General features: G+C 63.7%; 16 protein-coding genes. 14 read left to right on the plus strand and 2 right to left on the minus strand.

What is annotated here, in order from left to right:
* Positions 1-260: 260 nt before the first annotated feature.
* The 11 genes from LJ656_RS24770 (at position 261) to LJ656_RS24820 (ending at position 11076) form a co-directional block, all read left to right on the plus strand.
* Positions 261-1571 (plus strand): MFS transporter, encoded by a 1311-nt coding sequence (locus LJ656_RS24770; protein WP_230512160.1) that lies wholly within the window; start codon positions 261-263, stop codon positions 1569-1571.
* Positions 1572-1711: 140 nt separating this feature from the next.
* A complete protein-coding gene (locus tag LJ656_RS24775; RefSeq protein WP_230512161.1) occupies positions 1712-2641 on the plus strand; it encodes a LysR family transcriptional regulator in 930 nt (309 codons plus the stop codon).
* Between the two features lie 172 nt (positions 2642-2813).
* Positions 2814-3314, plus strand: coding sequence for a cupin domain-containing protein (locus LJ656_RS24780; protein ID WP_230512162.1), 501 nt, complete (start codon positions 2814-2816; stop codon positions 3312-3314).
* Positions 3315-3356: 42 nt separating this feature from the next.
* A complete protein-coding gene (locus LJ656_RS24785; protein WP_230512163.1) occupies positions 3357-4376 on the plus strand; it encodes a hydroxyquinol 1,2-dioxygenase in 1020 nt (339 codons plus the stop codon).
* A gap of 118 nt (positions 4377-4494) precedes the next feature.
* Positions 4495-5961 carry an aldehyde dehydrogenase family protein gene (locus LJ656_RS24790; RefSeq protein WP_230512164.1) on the plus strand — a complete coding sequence of 489 codons (1467 nt, stop codon included), beginning with the start codon at positions 4495-4497 and terminating at the stop codon, positions 5959-5961.
* Between the two features lie 7 nt (positions 5962-5968).
* Positions 5969-7036 carry a maleylacetate reductase gene (locus tag LJ656_RS24795; RefSeq protein ID WP_230512165.1) on the plus strand — a complete coding sequence of 356 codons (1068 nt, stop codon included), beginning with the start codon at positions 5969-5971 and terminating at the stop codon, positions 7034-7036.
* Between the two features lie 64 nt (positions 7037-7100).
* Complete coding sequence (locus LJ656_RS24800; protein ID WP_230512166.1) at positions 7101-7976, plus strand: intradiol ring-cleavage dioxygenase; 876 nt, start codon at positions 7101-7103, stop codon at positions 7974-7976.
* Positions 7977-7978: 2 nt separating this feature from the next.
* Positions 7979-8290, plus strand: coding sequence for a YciI family protein (locus LJ656_RS24805; protein ID WP_230512167.1), 312 nt, complete (start codon positions 7979-7981; stop codon positions 8288-8290).
* Between the two features lie 3 nt (positions 8291-8293).
* A complete protein-coding gene (locus LJ656_RS24810) occupies positions 8294-8626 on the plus strand; it encodes a Rieske (2Fe-2S) protein (RefSeq protein ID WP_230512168.1) in 333 nt (110 codons plus the stop codon).
* An 87-nt stretch (positions 8627-8713) separates the two neighbouring features.
* Entirely contained in the window at positions 8714-9556 is an 843-nt protein-coding gene (locus LJ656_RS24815) for a helix-turn-helix transcriptional regulator (RefSeq protein WP_230512169.1), read from the plus strand.
* A gap of 218 nt (positions 9557-9774) precedes the next feature.
* Positions 9775-11076: an APC family permease gene (locus LJ656_RS24820; protein WP_230512170.1), complete on the plus strand. Its 1302-nt coding sequence runs from the start codon at positions 9775-9777 to the stop codon at positions 11074-11076.
* Between the two features lie 92 nt (positions 11077-11168).
* On the opposite strand, the gene LJ656_RS24825 is transcribed toward LJ656_RS24820, so the two are convergent.
* Positions 11169-11804 carry a glutathione binding-like protein gene (locus LJ656_RS24825; RefSeq protein ID WP_230512171.1) on the minus strand — a complete coding sequence of 212 codons (636 nt, stop codon included), beginning with the start codon at positions 11802-11804 and terminating at the stop codon, positions 11169-11171.
* A 137-nt stretch (positions 11805-11941) separates the two neighbouring features.
* Between LJ656_RS24825 and LJ656_RS24830 the strand changes: the two genes are divergently transcribed.
* Entirely contained in the window at positions 11942-12304 is a 363-nt protein-coding gene (locus tag LJ656_RS24830) for a winged helix-turn-helix transcriptional regulator (protein WP_230512172.1), read from the plus strand.
* 48 nt (positions 12305-12352) lie between these two features.
* Here the strand turns inward: LJ656_RS24830 and LJ656_RS24835 are convergent, their stop codons facing one another.
* On the minus strand, positions 12353-13261 hold the full coding sequence (locus tag LJ656_RS24835; protein WP_230512173.1) for a LysR family transcriptional regulator: 909 nt from the start codon (positions 13259-13261) through the stop codon (positions 12353-12355).
* An 86-nt stretch (positions 13262-13347) separates the two neighbouring features.
* On the opposite strand from LJ656_RS24835, the gene LJ656_RS24840 reads away from it, so the two are divergent.
* Both LJ656_RS24840 and LJ656_RS24845 read left to right on the plus strand, forming a co-directional pair.
* Entirely contained in the window at positions 13348-14970 is a 1623-nt protein-coding gene (locus tag LJ656_RS24840; protein WP_230512174.1) for an ATP-dependent acyl-CoA ligase, read from the plus strand.
* Between the two features lie 110 nt (positions 14971-15080).
* Entirely contained in the window at positions 15081-16436 is a 1356-nt protein-coding gene (locus LJ656_RS24845) for an MFS transporter (RefSeq protein WP_230512175.1), read from the plus strand.
* Positions 16437-16456: the final 20 nt, after the last annotated feature.

Here is a 16456-nt window from a genome sequence, read left to right on the forward strand (position 1 = left end):
CGCTGTCACGCCATTCGCCGGGATTATTCGCGATTCGCAAATGCCGCATTCGGCGCTTGTCCCGTACCTGACGCGGCGCGCTTGCGCCAATCTTCACAACGTCGCCGCCGCCTCGACCATCGCGTCGATCCCCGATGGATCGCGCATCGCGCATCGCGCAGCGCGGCGCGGCATCCCCTACTTGATCGACGAACCCCGGCGCCGCTGATCGCGGCAGCGACTGCCAGGCTGCGCGCAGCGGCCGGCTCATGGAGACACAAATGAAATCGAACGATTGGGACGTGGCCTACGAATGGAAGGCCGTCGCGCTGCTGGCGCTGGGCTTCGGCCTCGTCGGGCTCGACCGCTGGCTGATCGCGCCGCTCTTTCCGTCCATCATGAAAGACCTGAATCTGAACGCGCAGGACCTCGGCAACTGCATCGGCATTCTCGGCTTGTCGTGGGGGATTTTCGCGGCGCTGATGGGCGGCATCTCCGACAGGATCGGCCGCCGCAAGGTGCTGATTCCGTCGATCATCGCGTTTTCGCTGCTGTCGGGCTTTTCCGGTATCGCGGGCGGGCTGACCAGCCTGCTCGCGGTGCGCGCGCTGATGGGCGTCGCCGAGGGCTCGTTCTGCCCGACCAGCTTCGCGGCGACCGCCGACGCATCGCATCCGAAGCGGCGCGGCTTTAACCTCGGGCTGCAGCAAAGCGGCTTCGCGCTGTTCGGCCTCGCGCTCGCGCCGATCATCGCGACGCAACTGCTCAGCGTGATGTCGTGGCGCGGCGTGTTCGCGCTGGTGTCGGTGCCGGGGCTGATTCTCGGCGCGCTGATGTACTTCGTGATCCGCGAGCCGAAGGCGGCTGCAAAGCCGGCTGCGGACCCGGCTGCAAAGCCGGCGGCGCGAGCTTCGGCGCACGGCGCAGCGCACGGTGCGGCCGCGTCCGCCGAACGCGGCAACTGGCGCGACGTGCTCAAGAGCCGCAACATCCCGGTCGCGATGGCCGCGCTGTTCTGCGCGATGACCGGCGTGTTCGTGCTCGGCGCGATGCTGCCGTTGTATCTGACCGAGTATCTGTCGCTCGATACGCAGCGGATGGGCGTGGTCGTGTCGGCGATCGGCTTCGGCGGCTTCATCGGCCAGTTCGGCTTGCCGGGGCTGTCGGATCTGATCGGCCGCCGGCCTGCCAGCATCGTCGGCTTCGCCGGCACCGCGGTGATGCTGTATCTGTTTCGCGGCCTCGGCGCGCAGCCGGTCCAGTTGTTCGCGGTCCTGTTCGTCGCGTCGTTCTTCACGCTCGGGCTGGTGTCGCTGCTGTCCGGACCGGTCGCCACCGAGGCCGCGCCGCTCGGGATGATCTCGACCGCGATCGGGATCGTCGTCGGCGCCGGCGAGATTTTCGGCGGCGGCATCGCGCCGGCGCTCGCGGGCTTCGTCGCGACTCACTTCGGGATCCAGAATATTTTGTGGCTGCCGATCTGCGCGGTGCTGCTCGGCATCGTGGTGAGCCTGCTGCTCGAAGAGACCGCGCCGGCCAGGGTGCGGCGGCGCGGCGGCGCGCCGGCACTCGAATTGCCGGCGAGCGAGTAGTCCGATGAGGCCCGTGCCGGGTTCCGCAGGCGAGCAAGCGAGGAGGCCCGCAAGCAGGCCGCTATTGCTGAAAACGCTGCCTATTCACGCGCGCGAGCCCGGCTACACTGACGGGCAACTCGCGTGGACAAGGACCCAGCATGGACCGTTTTCTGAGTATCGAAGCATTTGTACGGGTGGCGGAAACCAGCAGCTTCGCCGAGGCGGCGCGGCAGCTGGGCGTGACGAGTTCGGTGATCACCACGCGAATCCAGCAACTGGAGAAGTTCGTCAACGCGCCGCTGTTTCATCGCAGTACGCGGCACGTGCGGCTCTCGGACGTCGGCGAGGCGTTCTATCGCGAGTGCGCGGAGGTGGTCGGGCGCGTGAACGAACTGACCGACCAGATGCGCGAGCTGCGCGCGACGCCGACCGGGCGGCTGCGCATCCAGATGCTGCCGGGTTTCGCGCTCGGCCACTTCGGCGCGCCGCTGGCCGAATTCAACCGCCGCTATCCGGGCATCCAGCTCGACGTGATCGTCAACGACCGGGTCGTCGATCCGATCGAAGAAGGCTTCGACGTCGCGTTCCAGATCTTTCCGCCGATCGCCGAATCGCTGATCGAGCGGCGTCTGTTCAAGGTGCGGCGGCTGTTCTGCGCGACCCCTGCGTATGTCGCCGAGCATGGCGCGCCGCAGCATCCGCGCGAATTGCTGCAACACACCACCGCGCTGTATTCCGGCTACCCGTCGCGCAATCGCTGGACGATGACGCGCGGCGACGAGGCCGTCGAAATCGAATTGCCCGGGATGATCCGTTCGAACTCCGTGCATCTGCTGCGCGATTACGCGCTGACCGGCGGCGGCGTGGTGTGCCTGCCGACGCTGGTCGCGAGCGCGGCGCTGCTCGACGGCGCGCTGGTGCCCATTCTGACCGACTACACGCTGTCGCCGCTGAACTTCGCGGCCGTGTATCCCGCTACCCAACGACAGGCGCTCAAAGTGCGGGCGCTGGTCGAGTTTCTGGCCGAGTACCTGGGTCCCGAACCCGCGTGGGACCGGCCGCTCATCGAGCGCGGCTGGGTGACGTAAGCCAGCCCGGCGAACGGCATTGCGCGGCGCGATTATTTGCAAAGCGCGAATGCTGTAATCGCCCGATCGCCGGTTGTTGCGATCCCGCCGTGCTCCTACAGTTGAAGCCAACACCACCCGGTTGCCTCGATTCGAAGCAGACGCGGTGCGATAACTCTGACAGGAGACAGCAATGACCGAAGCGCAATTCCATACCGTGTTTGGCTCGCTCGACGGCTACCGCAAGGGCGAGATCGAAATCACCACCGGCGACGCCCGCCACTACGTGTTCTCCAACGTTTTCGAAGTCGCCGCCGGATCAGCGCCTTACGAGAAGGTCGTGGTCGGCAAGAACCTCGACTACGTGATCGAGGTGCTGCGCACCGAAGGTCAATCGCCGTGGTTCGCGTGCTCGCACGACGAGTTCGCGATCCAGATGGACGGCGAAGTGCGGATCGATTTCATCAAGCTCGATACGCCGCCGCAAAGCGGCAACGGCACGGTCAGCGCCGGCGCCGGTGCGCCGCCCGCCGGCCGCGCGATGGGCCATGTGGTGCTGCGCCGCGGTCATCAGTCGCTGCTGCCGGCCGGCTGCGCGTACCGCTTCACCGCGCAAAAGCCCGGTGCCGCGCTGGTACAGACGATGGCCGGCGAGCTGTCGGTGCAGAAGTGGGCCGATATCTGCCTGCATTGATACGCATCCCGAACGATCATCCGACCCATCAGGAGACAACACATGGCATCCCTCGAAACCCTCGATCATCCGGCCGGCTTCGCCGCCGACACCGTCCGCGCCAGCGAACCCGACGCGGTGACCGGCTATCGCCGCTTCACGCTCGGCGCGTTCGAGTTCATGCGCGACGAGTACTTCGTCAAGATTCAATGGCCGGCGAAAGGCCAGACCCGCACTCACGCGGTGCCCGCCGACGCCTTCCTGCGCGCGATGATGCGCGACGTCGCGTGGGGCTTCTTCTACGGCTGGGTCAACTTCGACCACGTGTTCGGCACGCGTAACCACTACGGCAAGGTCGACGTGTACGCCGGATCGTTCAACGGCATCATGAAGGAGGCGGGCGTCGATTATTCGGAGACCTTCGAAACGCCGACCATCATGGCGACCTTCAAGGCGATCCTGCACGACTGGACCAACGAAGGCTTCGACCCGTTCGCCGCGCCCGAGGAAACCGGCACCGCGTTCGGCCGCAAGCACGGCGAGAACGAGGCGGCGATCGAGCGCTCGCGAATCGCGACGCGCCGCATGCCGGGCCTCGAAGGCGATTCGCCGCTGCGCAACGATCTGCCCGTCAATCGCGCGTTCGCCGACGTGAGCCAGGACGAACCGGAAGTGCATGTCGAACCCGGGTTCGAAGGCCAGCTGCACGCGTTCAATCTGTTCAAGTACCTGTCGCGCTCGGATGTCACGTGGAATCCGTCGGTTACGTCGGTGTGCGGGCAGAGCCTGTTCTGCCCGACCACCGAGGAGTACATCCTGCCGGTGTTCCACGGCAACGACCGGGTCGAGTGGTTCCTGCAACTGTCGGACGAAATCGTCTGGGATATCGGCGACAAGAACACCGGCGCGCCGCGCGCGCGGATCACGATGCGCGCGGGCGACATCTGCGCGATGCCGGCCGATATCCGTCACCAGGGCTATTCGACCAAGCGTTCGATGCTGCTGGTGTGGGAAAACGCGACGCCGAATCTGCCCAAGCGTTATGAGAGCGGCGAACTGAAGCCGTATCCGGTCGATTTCTGAGCTTCCGAGCTTCCGAGCTTCTGAGCTTCTGAGCGCGCGGTTTCTGCCGTGCGTTGTCCGAGATTCATCCGCACCTCACGCGCGGCCTGGCCGCGCCCGCCTTTCCCGAGGACTCTTCATGCAAACCCAATTGTTTATCGACGGCCGCTTCACCGACGCCGTCGAAGGCGGCACGATCGACGTGCTCAATCCGCACGACGGCTCGCTGATCACGAAGATCGCCGCGGCCACCGCCGCCGACGTCGATCTCGCGGTAGCCGCCGCGACCCGCGCGTTCCCGAAGTGGGCCGCGCTGCCCGCCGCCGAACGCGGCCGCCTGCTGCTGAAACTGGCCGACGCGATCGAAGCGAACGCCGAAGAACTCGCGCAACTCGAATCGCTCGATACCGGTCACCCGATCCGCGATTCGCGCGGCCTCGACGTGCCGCGCACGGCCGCGTGCTTCCGCTACTTCGGCGGCATGGCCGACAAGCTGCAAGGCTCGGTGATTCCGGTCGAAACCGGCTTTCTGAACTACGTGCAGCGCGCGCCGATCGGCGTGGTCGGGCAGATCGTGCCGTGGAATTTCCCGCTGATGTTCACCAGCTGGAAAATGGGCCCGGCGCTCGCGGCCGGCAATACGGTGGTGCTGAAGCCGTCGGAGATCACGCCGCTGTCGACGCTGCGGATCGTCGAACTGATGGCCGAGGTCGGTTTTCCGGCGGGCGTCGTCAACATCGTCGCCGGTTATGGGCATACCGCCGGGCAGCGGCTCGCCGGGCATCCGGGCGTCGGCAAGATCGCGTTCACCGGATCGACCGCGACCGGCCGGCGTATCGTCGAGGCATCGCAGGGCAATCTGAAGCGCGTGCAACTCGAACTCGGCGGCAAGGGCGCGAACATCGTATTCGACGACGCGAATCTCGACGCCGCGATCAACGGCGCCGCGTGGGCGATCTTCCACAACCAGGGGCAGGCGTGCATCGCCGGTTCGCGGCTGGTGCTGCACGAGCGGATCGCCGATCAGTTCCTCGAACGTTTCGTCGCGCTCGCGTCGTCGATCCGGCTCGGCAATCCTCTCGACCCGAACACCGAAATGGGACCGCTGACGTCGAAGCAGCATCAGGAACGGGTGCTGCAATTCGTCGACGTCGCCCGTCAGCAGGGCGGACGCGTGTTGACCGGCGGCAGCGCGCCGCAGGATGCCGCGCTCGCGAACGGCTATTACGTGCGTCCGACCATCGTCGAAGCGGCGAGCACGAAAGACCGCGTCGCGCAGGAAGAAGTGTTCGGCCCGTTCGTCACGGTGCTGCGTTTCGGCAGCGATGAACAAGCGCTGGCGATCGCGAACGGCACCGAGTACGGTCTCGGCAGCGGTTTGTGGACCCGCGATCTGTCGCGCGCTCACAAGATGGCCGCGCAGATCAACGCGGGCATGTGCTGGGTCAACTGCTACAAGCGCGTGAATCCGGGCAGCCCGTTCGGCGGCGTCGGTCAGTCGGGCTACGGCCGCGAGATGGGCTTCGAGGCGATGCACGATTACACCGAAGCGCGCTCGGTATGGGTCAACGTCGACGGTCACGTGCCGCCGCATTTCAAACGCTGAGGTGCGTATGGAGCGCTTCGTCTATCAGGGCACGCCGTCGCGCGTGGTGTTCGAATGGGGCGGGCTGTCCGCGCTGCCTGCCGAAATCGAACGGCTCGGCGCGCAGCGCGCGCTGATCCTCGCGACGCCCGAGCAACGCGGTTTGGCCGATCAGGTCGCGCGCGTACTCGGCGCGCGCGCGGCCGGCGTGCACGCCGAAGCGGTGATGCACGTGCCGGTCGAAGTCGCGCGGGCGGCGCGCGATAAAGCCGCCGCACTCGATGCCGATTGCTGCGTCGCGGTGGGCGGCGGCTCGACAGTCGGACTCGGCAAGGCGATCGCGCTCGAATCGTCGCTGCCGATTCTCGCGGTACCGACCACTTACGCGGGCTCCGAGATGACGCCGATCTACGGCCTCACCGAAGGGCGTCTGAAGCGCACGGGCCGCGATATGCGAGTGCTGCCGCGCACCGTGATTTACGACCCGTCGCTGACGTTGTCGCTGCCTGTGCCGATTTCGGCGGCATCGGGCATCAATGCGATGGCGCACGCGGTCGAGGCGCTGTATGCGGAGGACGCGAACCCGGTGATCAGCCTGATGGCCGAGGAAGCGATCCGCGCGCTCGGCGAAGCGTTGCCGGTAATCGTGCGCGCGCCGTCCGATCGCGAAGCACGCAGCCGCGCGCTGTATGGCGCATGGCTCGCCGGCACCTGTCTCGGCGCCGTCGGGATGGCGCTGCATCACAAACTTTGTCATACGCTCGGCGGCACGTTCAATCTGCCGCACGCGCAGACCCATGCGGCGATGCTGCCGCATACCGCGCACTACAATCACACGGCTGCCGCGGATGCGCTGACGCGGGTCGCGCGCGCGCTCGGCGGCACCGATGCCGCCGACGCGGGGCCGCTGCTGTTCGAGTTGAACCGCAAACTGGGTATTGCGGCCGCGCTCGAACAGATCGGCATGCCCGAGCAGGGACTCGACGAAGCGGCCGACCTCGCGTGCCAGAATCCGTATGCGAACCCTCGGCCGGTGGAGCGCACGGCGATCCGCGCGTTGCTGCAACGCGCGTGGCAGGGGGCGGAGCCGGCCTGAGCGGCGCCGCACCGCAATGCGCTGCGGCGCGCCGCGCGTGGCCCAAACAATCATGGAGGAAGACATGTCGATCGATAACAAGGACACCGAACGGGCGTTGACCGAGCAGGTCGTCGCAAGCTTCGCGAACACGCCCGACGAACGGCTGCGCACGATGATGCAGGCGCTCGTGCGGCACCTGCATGCGTTTGTGCGCGAAGTCGAGCCGACCGAAGCGGAATGGATGACGGCGATCCGCTTCCTGACCGACACCGGCAAGATGTGCGACGACGTCGTGCGCCAGGAATTTATTCTGCTGTCCGATACATTGGGTGTGTCGATGCTGGTCGATGCGATCAACCACCGCCTCGCCACCGGCGCGACCGACACCACCGTATTCGGTCCGTTCTACATTCAAGGGATGCCCGAGCGCGCGTACGGCGAGAACATCGCGCTGAGCCCGGGCACGCCGGCACTCGTGCATGGCCGCGTAACGTCGACCGATGGCGCGCCAATCGCCGATGCGGTGCTCGACGTATGGCAGACCGCCGAGAACGGCATGTACTCCGGACAGGACACCGAACAGCCGCACGGCAATCTGCGCGGACGCTTTCGCACCGATGCGGAGGGTCGCTATGCGATCTCGACGATCGTGCCGGTCAGCTATCCGATTCCGACCGACGGTCCGGTGGGCCGCATGCTCGACGCGACCGGGCGGCACCCGTGGCGGCCCGCACATCTGCATTTCATGATCGACGCGCCCGGCCATCGCACGCTGGTCACACACGTGTTCGATCGCGAGGATCCGTATCTCGGCTCGGACGCGGTGTTCGGCGTGAAGCCGTCGTTGCTGGTCGATTATCGCGAGCGGTCCGCGGATCATGAACTCGCACGGCGATTCGGCTTCGACGGACCGTTCCGCGAGGCGCGCTACGACTTCGTACTCGACCGGAGCGCGTGACGATGGGACGCTTTTTCGCGGTGTTCGCCACCGATAAACCCGGCATGCGCGACGTGCGCGAACGGGTGCGGCCGGTGCATCGGACGTGGTTGCGCGGCGACTCGCATCGCGGTGTGTTCGTGCGCCTGGGCGGTCCGACGCTGGCGCCGCAATGCGATGCGATGAACGGCACGTTGCTGGTCGTCGAAGCGGAGCGGATCGACGACGTGATGGAGTTCATGAGCCACGACCCGTATATGCAGGCGGGGCTGTTCGACCGCGTCGAGATCCGGCCGTGGGACTGGAGCCTCGGCAATCCCGAGCGGAGAGTGTGAGCGATGAACGCGACGGCGTTATGTACGGTCGATGACGTGCCGGACGGCGGCGCGCGCGTGGTCGATGCGCCCGAGGCCGGCGGGCCGGTGGTGATCGTGCGGCGCGGCGCGCAGGTGTGGGCCTATGTAAACCGCTGCCCGCATTTTTCGGTGCCGCTCGATTTCGAGCCCGGCGATGTGATGTGCTATCGCTCGCAGGTGCTGATGTGCGCGCATTACAGTGCGCTGTTCCGGTTCGAGGATGGGCACTGTATCGATGGACCTTGTATGGGAGCCGGTTTGGACGTGGTTCGGGTGCGGGTGGAGGAGGGCACGCGCGTGGTGCTGGACCGGTAAGTGAACGGCTGGGCCGACGCTACAATAGCGGTTCGATGTTGGAGTTCCAGCGTCGAATACTCTCTCTTAGCGCTTCGATACTTATCCGTGGCCCGCAACGATCCAGCAAACCACGCTCACTTCTGGTGGCACGCGCGCACGCCGGGCCTGAGCCTGATGCGGGCCGATTTCACGACTCAGCAATACGCGCCTCACACGCACGACGGGTTTGTCATCGCGATGACCGAGTCGGGCGGTTCGGTTTTCAAAAGCCGTGGCGTAACCGATGAGGCGCGGACCTCCACGCTGCTCGTCTTCAACCCGGCAGAAGCGCACTCGGGGTGGATGGGATGGAGCGAGCGTTGGCGGTACCGGTCGCTCTATCTCGAGGAATCGGCGATCGCTACCGTCACGGACGGCCTCGGAATCGAGGAATCGCCGTACTTCATACGAAATGTCTTCGACGACCCGGATCTGATCGCCTCCTTCCTGAAGCTGCACGTTTGCCTCGAGGAAGGGAAGGACGTTTTTCGTGAGCGCGAACTGCTCTTCTCCACGTTCGGCCAGCTTTACGACCGCCACGGCTGCGGCGCTGCGCGCATCGAGCCGGCACCGCGCGACAAGGCGCTGCTGCGCGTCGTAACCGACCTCGTCAACGATCGATACGCCGATGAACTGTTATTGGAGGACCTGAGTGCCGCGGTCGGCCTGACACCGTTCCAGCTGATCGGTCTTTTCAAGCGCTGCCTCGGCCTGACTCCGCACCTGTATCTGACGCAAGTGAGACTCGCGAACGCACGTCATTACCTTGCACAGGGACTGCCGATCGCGCACGTGGCCGCGTTGACCGGATTCTATGACCAGAGCGCGCTGACCAAAAACTTCAAGCGCTGTTATGGCATCACACCGCAACAGTTCGCGGCAGCCGCTGCGACGGGTCACCGGCACTGAAAGCGCGCGGCGCCGCAATTTTTGCCAATACGCCGGTCGCAACTGGCCGAACAATGGGGCTTTCGAATCAATCTGGAAGTCGCCATGGCCGTATTCGCCTGCGAGCGCCTCGTCGCTCGCCCCGTTTCTGATCCACTCATCACGTCCTCGCATCGGTCGCAGACGCAATGCATGTGCAAGCGACGAAACAATCGACAAAACGCGACGGGGTCGCGCTCATGAGCGCGGACACCCGGACGACTGCACGCGTGCAATTGCGGCGTTCACTGGGCTTGCGCGGCGCGGTGGCAGTGGGAGTCGGCGGAACGATCGGGGGCGGCATTTTCGTGCTCGTCGGCCAGACGGCCGCGCTGGCAGGGCCGGCTGCGCTGCTGTCGTTTGCTCTCGCATTCGTCGCATCGCTGGTGATCGCACTGCCTTACGCGGAGTTGGCCTGCCGGTTCCCGCACGCGGGAGGCGGCTATGCATTCGTGCGCGAGGTACTCGGAAGCCGCTGGGGCTTTCTGATGGGATGGGTGTTCTGGGGCTCGTACGTGTTCGTCAGCGGATATGTGACGCTCGGGTTCGGCGGGTACCTGAATGCGCTGACCGGCGCGCCACAAGGCTGGAGCGCGGTTGCGCTCGTGCTGGCGTGCGTACTGATCAACGCACGCGGGGTTGAAATAGCGGGCAAGGTTCAGGTGCTGGTCATTGGCCTCGCGATTGCGGGCCTGCTCGGCTTTGCGTTGGCCGGCGCGCATGCGATTGTACTCAGCCGGTTCAACCCGTGGGCGCCGCATGGCATCGCGGGGATCCTGTCGGGCGCTCTGATTGCTTTCCTCGCGTTTGGCGGCTTCGATATGGTTGCGGCCGCGGGAGAAGAAATCGAGCGGCCGGAGAAAAACCTGCCGCGCGCAATCCTGATCACGCTCGCGATCGTACTCGGCATTTATCTGCTGGTTGCATTCACTGCGTTGGGAACAGTCGACTGGTACACGCTGGGCGCATCGTCGGCGCCGCTCAGCGAGGCCGCGCAGCATTTCATCGGCAATCGCGGCGGCCGTCTGGTTGCCGTGATTGCGGTGGTGACGACCGCCGCGACCGCGAACGCGGTACTGGTCGTCACATCGCGGATCAGTTTCGCGATGGCGCGTGACGGTTTGTTGCCGTCTCCGCTCGCGTACGTGCATCCGAAAACCGGCACGCCCCAGGTCGCAGTGCTGGTGAGCGGGGGCATGTTGATACTGATGGCGCTATTCGGCTCGTCGGCGAGTGCAACATCGATCGGCGGCTTCCTCTATGTCCTGCATTTCGTGCCGCCACTGCTCGTGCTGATGAAACTGCGGACCAGTAAAAGCGCTTCGCCGGCGTTCAGGACACCGCTGCCGCACGTGATGTTGCCGTTGGCGTTGGGTATGACGGTGTTGTTGCTTGTCGCAAGCGGTACCAGGGGAATTGTCGGCGGAGCGTTGTGGCTTGCGATTGGGGTGGCGGTTGCATGGGTCGGGCGGTGGGCTGTTGAAGCGGGGGTTGGGAAGTGACGGGGGCTGATTCGACCGCACCGAGTTGAAGAATCGCTACGCTGCAACCGCGCCATCAATCGCACGCGGCAGCGAATTTTCGGCATAGTGCTTCAACTGCCCGACAATCTTTCTTCACTCAGAACGCGCTGCACCGCCGGTCTATCCCGGACGCGTTCGTACCATGCCTGAAGATGGCGGTGCGAAGTGAAGTCGATATTTGCGTTGTAGACAGACTTCATCCATGCAGCTTTACCCCAGCCCGTCAGCGCGAATAGATAGGCATCGGCGACAGTGAAAATGTCTCCCATCAGAAACCGCTTGCCGGATAACTGCTGATCGATCCATTCGTATCTGCGCTCGAGCTTGGGTCTCGCGGTCTCGACCCACTTGCCGGCTGCGACCGCATAGAGCAGTGGAATGAAGCCTTTATGAATTTCAGAAGTCAGAAAGTTGAGCCATTCGAGCAATCGATAACGCTCCAACGTGCCGTACGTGGGCGCCAATCCTGTTTCGGGGCGCAGATCCGCAAGATATTGCGCGATGACCGGTCCTTCGCGCAGAACCGTGCCGTTATCGAGTTGCAGGAGGGGCACGTAGCCCAACTCGGCGAGGTCGTAGTAGCTGGTTCCGTCCTCCAACAAATGCTTGCGGGCATCGACTTTGACGATGTCCGCACTCAATCCGGCCTCCTGCAAGACGATGCAAATGGCCTGCGAGCAACTGCCGGGAGCGTGATAGAGCTTCATGCATTTTTCCTCATGATCGAAAACGGTATGTCGCCGCCGATATGGCGTGGCGGCTAATATCGCCCACCGGGGATAAAAAGAGAAGAAGGCAGAAGTTTGTGATATAGGTACAAAAAATATACTTACCTGGAAAGACGATGAAGAGAAGTGCAACGGGATGTTCGGTCGAAGAGGCGATGCGCTTGCTGGGCGGTCGGTGGCGCCTGCTACTCGTGTCGTACCTGCTTGACGGTCCGAAGCGGTTTAACGATCTGCGCAGGGACGTGCCGGGAATATCGCAGCGTATGTTGACGCTTGATTTGCGTGCGTTGGAGCAGGCGGGTCTGGTGCAGCGCACCGTGTTCGCCGAAGTCCCTGTAAAAGTGGAGTACCGGCTGACCGACGATGGTCAGCGGTTGAAACCCGTCGTCGAGGTCATGCGCGATTTTGGACTTTGGCTTAAGAGTCGCCCGGAAACGGAAGCCGACAGTGCAGTGCCCGAGACGGTCGACGAAGCATAAACAACGGTGCTGCGTTGACCGTTCCCACAAGAGGATCTCGCTGCGCGTTCAATCGCGATGCAGCGTCTCGATCACAAGTTCGCGGAACCACCTGATCCCTTCGTCATTGTCGAAGTTGCGATGCCAATGGACGGTGGATTCGATCTCAGGAATTTCCGCCGGCATCGGATAGATCGAGAACTGGCCTGTTTCATTGAACATCAGTGCCGCGCCTTTATGGAGCGTCACCATCCAGTCCGTGCGCTGCAAAATCTGCGGAACAACCGTGAAATGGGGTACCCGCAGCGCGATGCGCCGATGCAAACCCTGATTGCGCAAGATCTCGTCGATGGCCAGGTGGCTGCTGTCGCTCGTCGTCACGCTCACATGCAGAAATTCCAAGAACTTTTGCCGTGACAACTTCCGGACCGGAAGCCCCGAGCGCTTTCGCGTCATGCACACAAACTCATCGCGGAACAGCAGTGCGTGGCTAGTGACCGGCATAAGCGACGGAAGATTACCTATGGCCAGATCGATCTGCCCAAGCCGCAGTTTCTCCTCGACCTCGCGCAGCGGCACCTGCTCGGCCGATATCCGCACCTCCGGCGCAACGCGTTGCAGCTTCTCGCAGATGCGCGGCAGAAACACGTGTTCGCCAATGTCGGACATCGCCAGGCGGAATTCGCGTGTACTGGTCGCGGGATCGAACTCTTCACTTTGCCGCAGTGCTTCGCGGATTGACGCAATGGCGCTGCTGAGCGGCACGGCCAATCTTTCCGCGGTAGCGGTGGGAAGCATGCCATCAGGCGTGCGAACGAAAAGCGGATCATCGAACAACGAGCGCAGACGCCCCAGCGAATAACTGATCGTGGGCTGCGATAGCTGGAGCCGCTGCGCAGCACGAGTGAGACTGCGCTCTTCGAGAATCACCTGAAACACGCGCAGCAGGTTGAGATCGACGCTATGGAAATTGATCATGTCTATGTGGATCCTAAAATTGATCGATTTGACCGATATCTTAGCGAATCCTAGACTGGCCTCACACATAAGAGAGGCAAGCGTTCATGGAACTGATAGATACAATCGCCGAACAGCGTGCGCAGCAGTCAGACGTGGTTTCGTCGCGCACGTTGCCAGCGTTGCTCGCAGCACGCGTTACCCGGAACGGCACGACGCCGCTCTTTTCCGACGGCCCTACGGTATGGAGTGCCGCTGATGCCATGGAGGTCGCATCGCGCCGCGCCGGCACGCTGGCGGCCCATGGCATCAAGCGCGGTGACCACGTCGCACTGCTCTGCACAAACCGTGCGGAATTCATGGAAGTCGTCCTTGGCTGCGGATGGCTCGGCGCGGTGGTCGTGCCGATCAACACCGCATCGCGCGGTCCGCAACTCGAGCACATTCTGCGTAACTCCGGCGCGCGCCTGCTAGTCGCCGAAGCTCAACTGGTGGATGTCGTGCACGCGCTGGCGGCGCGAGATCTACCGCTCGAGCACATCTGGCTGATCGACGAGCCGGCGGCGGACGCGCTTGCGCCCCGTTATGCGACCTCCCCGTTTCCACCGGCGGCCGAGCCGATTCCAGCCGCGAAAGTCGAAAACGGAGATCCTTTGGCCGTGCTCTATACGTCTGGCACGTCCGGGTTGTCCAAAGGGGTGATCTGCCCGCACGCCCAGTTCTACTGGTGGGGATATAACACTGCGCATGATCTGGGCGTCGTCGCGGGCGACGTGCTGTACACGTGCCTGCCGCTGTTCCATACCAACGCACTGAACAGCTTCTTCCAGGCTCTGTTGCACGACGCTCAGCTCGTCGTGGGCCGGCGTTTCTCGGCCAGCGGCTTCTTCGACGCGTTGGTGGCCACGCAAGCGACCATTACGTTTGTGCTCGGCGCAATGGTGCCCATTTTGCTGGGCCGGCCGGTCGCTGCGAACGAGCGCAACCATCGGGTGCGCGTCGCGCTCGCGCCGGGCGTGCCGGGACATTTCCAGGAAGAATTCACCGCTCGCTGCGGCATTGCATTGATCGACGGATATGGCTCGACGGAAACCAATGCGGTGATCGGCGGCAAAGCGAGCGCTCGACGCCCGGGCTATATGGGCAAGCTGGCTCGCGGGTTCGAAGCGCGCGTCGTCGATGAGCACGATCAGCCTGTCCCCGACGGCGAGCCCGGAGAACTGATCCTGCGTTCCAGCGAGCCGTTTTCGTTTGCCAACGGCTATCTCGGCATGCCGGCTGAAACGGTGAAGGCCTGGCGCAATCTCTGGTTTCACACGGGCGACCGCGTGATACGCGAGGCCGATGGCTATTTCCGTTTTGTCGACCGCCAGAAGGATGCGATTCGCCGCCGAGGCGAGAACATTTCCTCATACGAAGTCGAGCAAGTGCTGTTGAGTCACCCTTCAGTCGAAACCGCGGCGGTGTTCGCCGTGAAATCGGCGCTCGCGGAAGACGAGGTGATGGCCGTCATCGGCCTGCGCCACGGCGAGGCGTTAGAGCCGCTCGATCTGATCCGCTACTGCGAACCGCGCTTGCCTTACTTCGCAGTGCCACGCTATCTGGACTTCGACCAGGAATTGCCGAAGACGGAAAACGGCAAGATCCAGAAATTCAAGTTGCGGGAAACGGGTCTGACCGCCACCACATGGGATCTGGAAACGTCCGGATACCGGCTCAAGCGTCGATGAAGTGAAGCTCGCCATTTTCCCCAAAAGGCTCGCAGAAGCCTGGGACAGAGCGACCCGCTTCAACGCATGGCAACCGAGACAGCAACATTGAGTACATCTCGAATGTACACATGGAGACTCCGATGACTGGCACGCGAACGTTCTCTGCCGCAAGTACGCCCCCTCAAGTGATACCCGAGCCCCACGCGGTCGCTGTCGACGACAGATCCCTACGGCGAATCGTGTTCGCGTCCGTCGCGGGAAACGCGCTCGAGTGGTACGACTTTTTTCTGTATAGCACTGCCGCCGCGCTCGTTTTTGGCGAGCTGTTCTTTCCGAAAGGAACCGACCCGCTGGTGGGCACGCTGGTCGCATTCGCCGGCTTTGCGGTCGGGTTCGCCGCTCGTCCATTGGGTGGCGCGCTGTTTGGGCACATCGGCGATCGCTATGGTCGAAAGAGTGCTCTCGTATGGACGCTGTCGATCATGGGCGGTGCGACGTTCCTCATTGGCTTCCTGCCGACTTACTCGCAGGTCGGACTGTGGGCGCCGGCGCTGCTAATGGTCCTGCGCATCTTGCAAGGCATCGCGGCCGGCGGCGAATGGGGTGGCGCAGTGCTGATGATCAGCGAGTCCGCACCGCCTGAGAAGCGCGGATTTTACGCGTCGATGAGCCAGATCGGTGTCGGCGGAGGCTTCGTGCTGTCGGCCACTGTGTTCTTTCTCGTGCAGATGTTGCCGAAAGACACGTTCATGACGTGGGGCTGGCGTATCCCGTTCCTGCTGTCGATCGCGATTTTCGGCGTTGGCGTCTATATCCGTTCGCGGTTGCCGGAGAGCGCCGAATTCGCGAAGGCCGAGGCTGAGGGGAGAAGGGCGCGGATGCCGGTGCTCGACGTGATCCGCCAACATCCGAAGGAAGTTCTGATGGCAATGGGGCTGCGCATGGCGGAAAACGGCGCTTCATACATTGTGATTGCCTTTGCGCTCGTTTATGGAAAGTTTATCGGCGTACCCAACCAGATCTTGCTCACCGGCGTGATCGTCTCGATGGCGGTGGAAATGGTCACGCTGATGTTGTGGGGTCGCCTGTCCGACCGTCTGGGTCGCAAGCCCGTGTACATGATCGGTGCCGTGGGGGTCGTCATTATCGCGTTTCCGTTTTTCTGGCTCCTCGATACGAAGGTCCCGGCGCTCATCTGGCTCGCATTCCTGCTCGGTAATGCGGTGTGTCACGGCGCGATGCTGGGCACGCAACCCGCGCTGATGGGCGAGCTGTTCAGCACGGAAGTGCGTTACTCGGGTATGGCGCTTGGACACGAGGTCTCGTCGGTCTTTGCAGGCGGCTTGTCGCCGTTGCTGGCGACGGCGCTGCTCGCGCACTACCGCGCAGCCTGGCCCGTGGCTTTGCTGATGGCGGCTCTCGGCATGATCACCGTGATCTCACTGTTGTTCACGCACGAGACGGTTACCCGTCTTAAGCGTTGATCGTCTCGCTCAAGGAGATC

Origin of the sequence: Paraburkholderia sejongensis (assembly GCF_020880815.1) — a bacterium.
Lineage (GTDB): Bacteria > Pseudomonadota > Gammaproteobacteria > Burkholderiales > Burkholderiaceae > Paraburkholderia > Paraburkholderia sejongensis.

Coding starts and splice junctions, on each gene's coding strand:
- LJ656_RS24840 (WP_230512174.1), top strand. CDS start 13,348: ATGGAACTGATAGATACAATCGCCGAACAGCGTGCGCAGCAGTCAGAC.
- LJ656_RS24805 (WP_230512167.1), top strand. CDS start 7,979: ATGGGACGCTTTTTCGCGGTGTTCGCCACCGATAAACCCGGCATGCGC.
- LJ656_RS24825 (WP_230512171.1), bottom strand. CDS start 11,804: ATGAAGCTCTATCACGCTCCCGGCAGTTGCTCGCAGGCCATTTGCATC.
- LJ656_RS24770 (WP_230512160.1), top strand. CDS start 261: ATGAAATCGAACGATTGGGACGTGGCCTACGAATGGAAGGCCGTCGCG.
- LJ656_RS24790 (WP_230512164.1), top strand. CDS start 4,495: ATGCAAACCCAATTGTTTATCGACGGCCGCTTCACCGACGCCGTCGAA.
- LJ656_RS24835 (WP_230512173.1), bottom strand. CDS start 13,261: ATGATCAATTTCCATAGCGTCGATCTCAACCTGCTGCGCGTGTTTCAG.
- LJ656_RS24845 (WP_230512175.1), top strand. CDS start 15,081: ATGGAGACTCCGATGACTGGCACGCGAACGTTCTCTGCCGCAAGTACG.
- LJ656_RS24830 (WP_230512172.1), top strand. CDS start 11,942: ATGAAGAGAAGTGCAACGGGATGTTCGGTCGAAGAGGCGATGCGCTTG.
- LJ656_RS24810 (WP_230512168.1), top strand. CDS start 8,294: ATGAACGCGACGGCGTTATGTACGGTCGATGACGTGCCGGACGGCGGC.
- LJ656_RS24800 (WP_230512166.1), top strand. CDS start 7,101: ATGTCGATCGATAACAAGGACACCGAACGGGCGTTGACCGAGCAGGTC.
- LJ656_RS24785 (WP_230512163.1), top strand. CDS start 3,357: ATGGCATCCCTCGAAACCCTCGATCATCCGGCCGGCTTCGCCGCCGAC.
- LJ656_RS24820 (WP_230512170.1), top strand. CDS start 9,775: ATGAGCGCGGACACCCGGACGACTGCACGCGTGCAATTGCGGCGTTCA.
- LJ656_RS24780 (WP_230512162.1), top strand. CDS start 2,814: ATGACCGAAGCGCAATTCCATACCGTGTTTGGCTCGCTCGACGGCTAC.
- LJ656_RS24775 (WP_230512161.1), top strand. CDS start 1,712: ATGGACCGTTTTCTGAGTATCGAAGCATTTGTACGGGTGGCGGAAACC.
- LJ656_RS24795 (WP_230512165.1), top strand. CDS start 5,969: ATGGAGCGCTTCGTCTATCAGGGCACGCCGTCGCGCGTGGTGTTCGAA.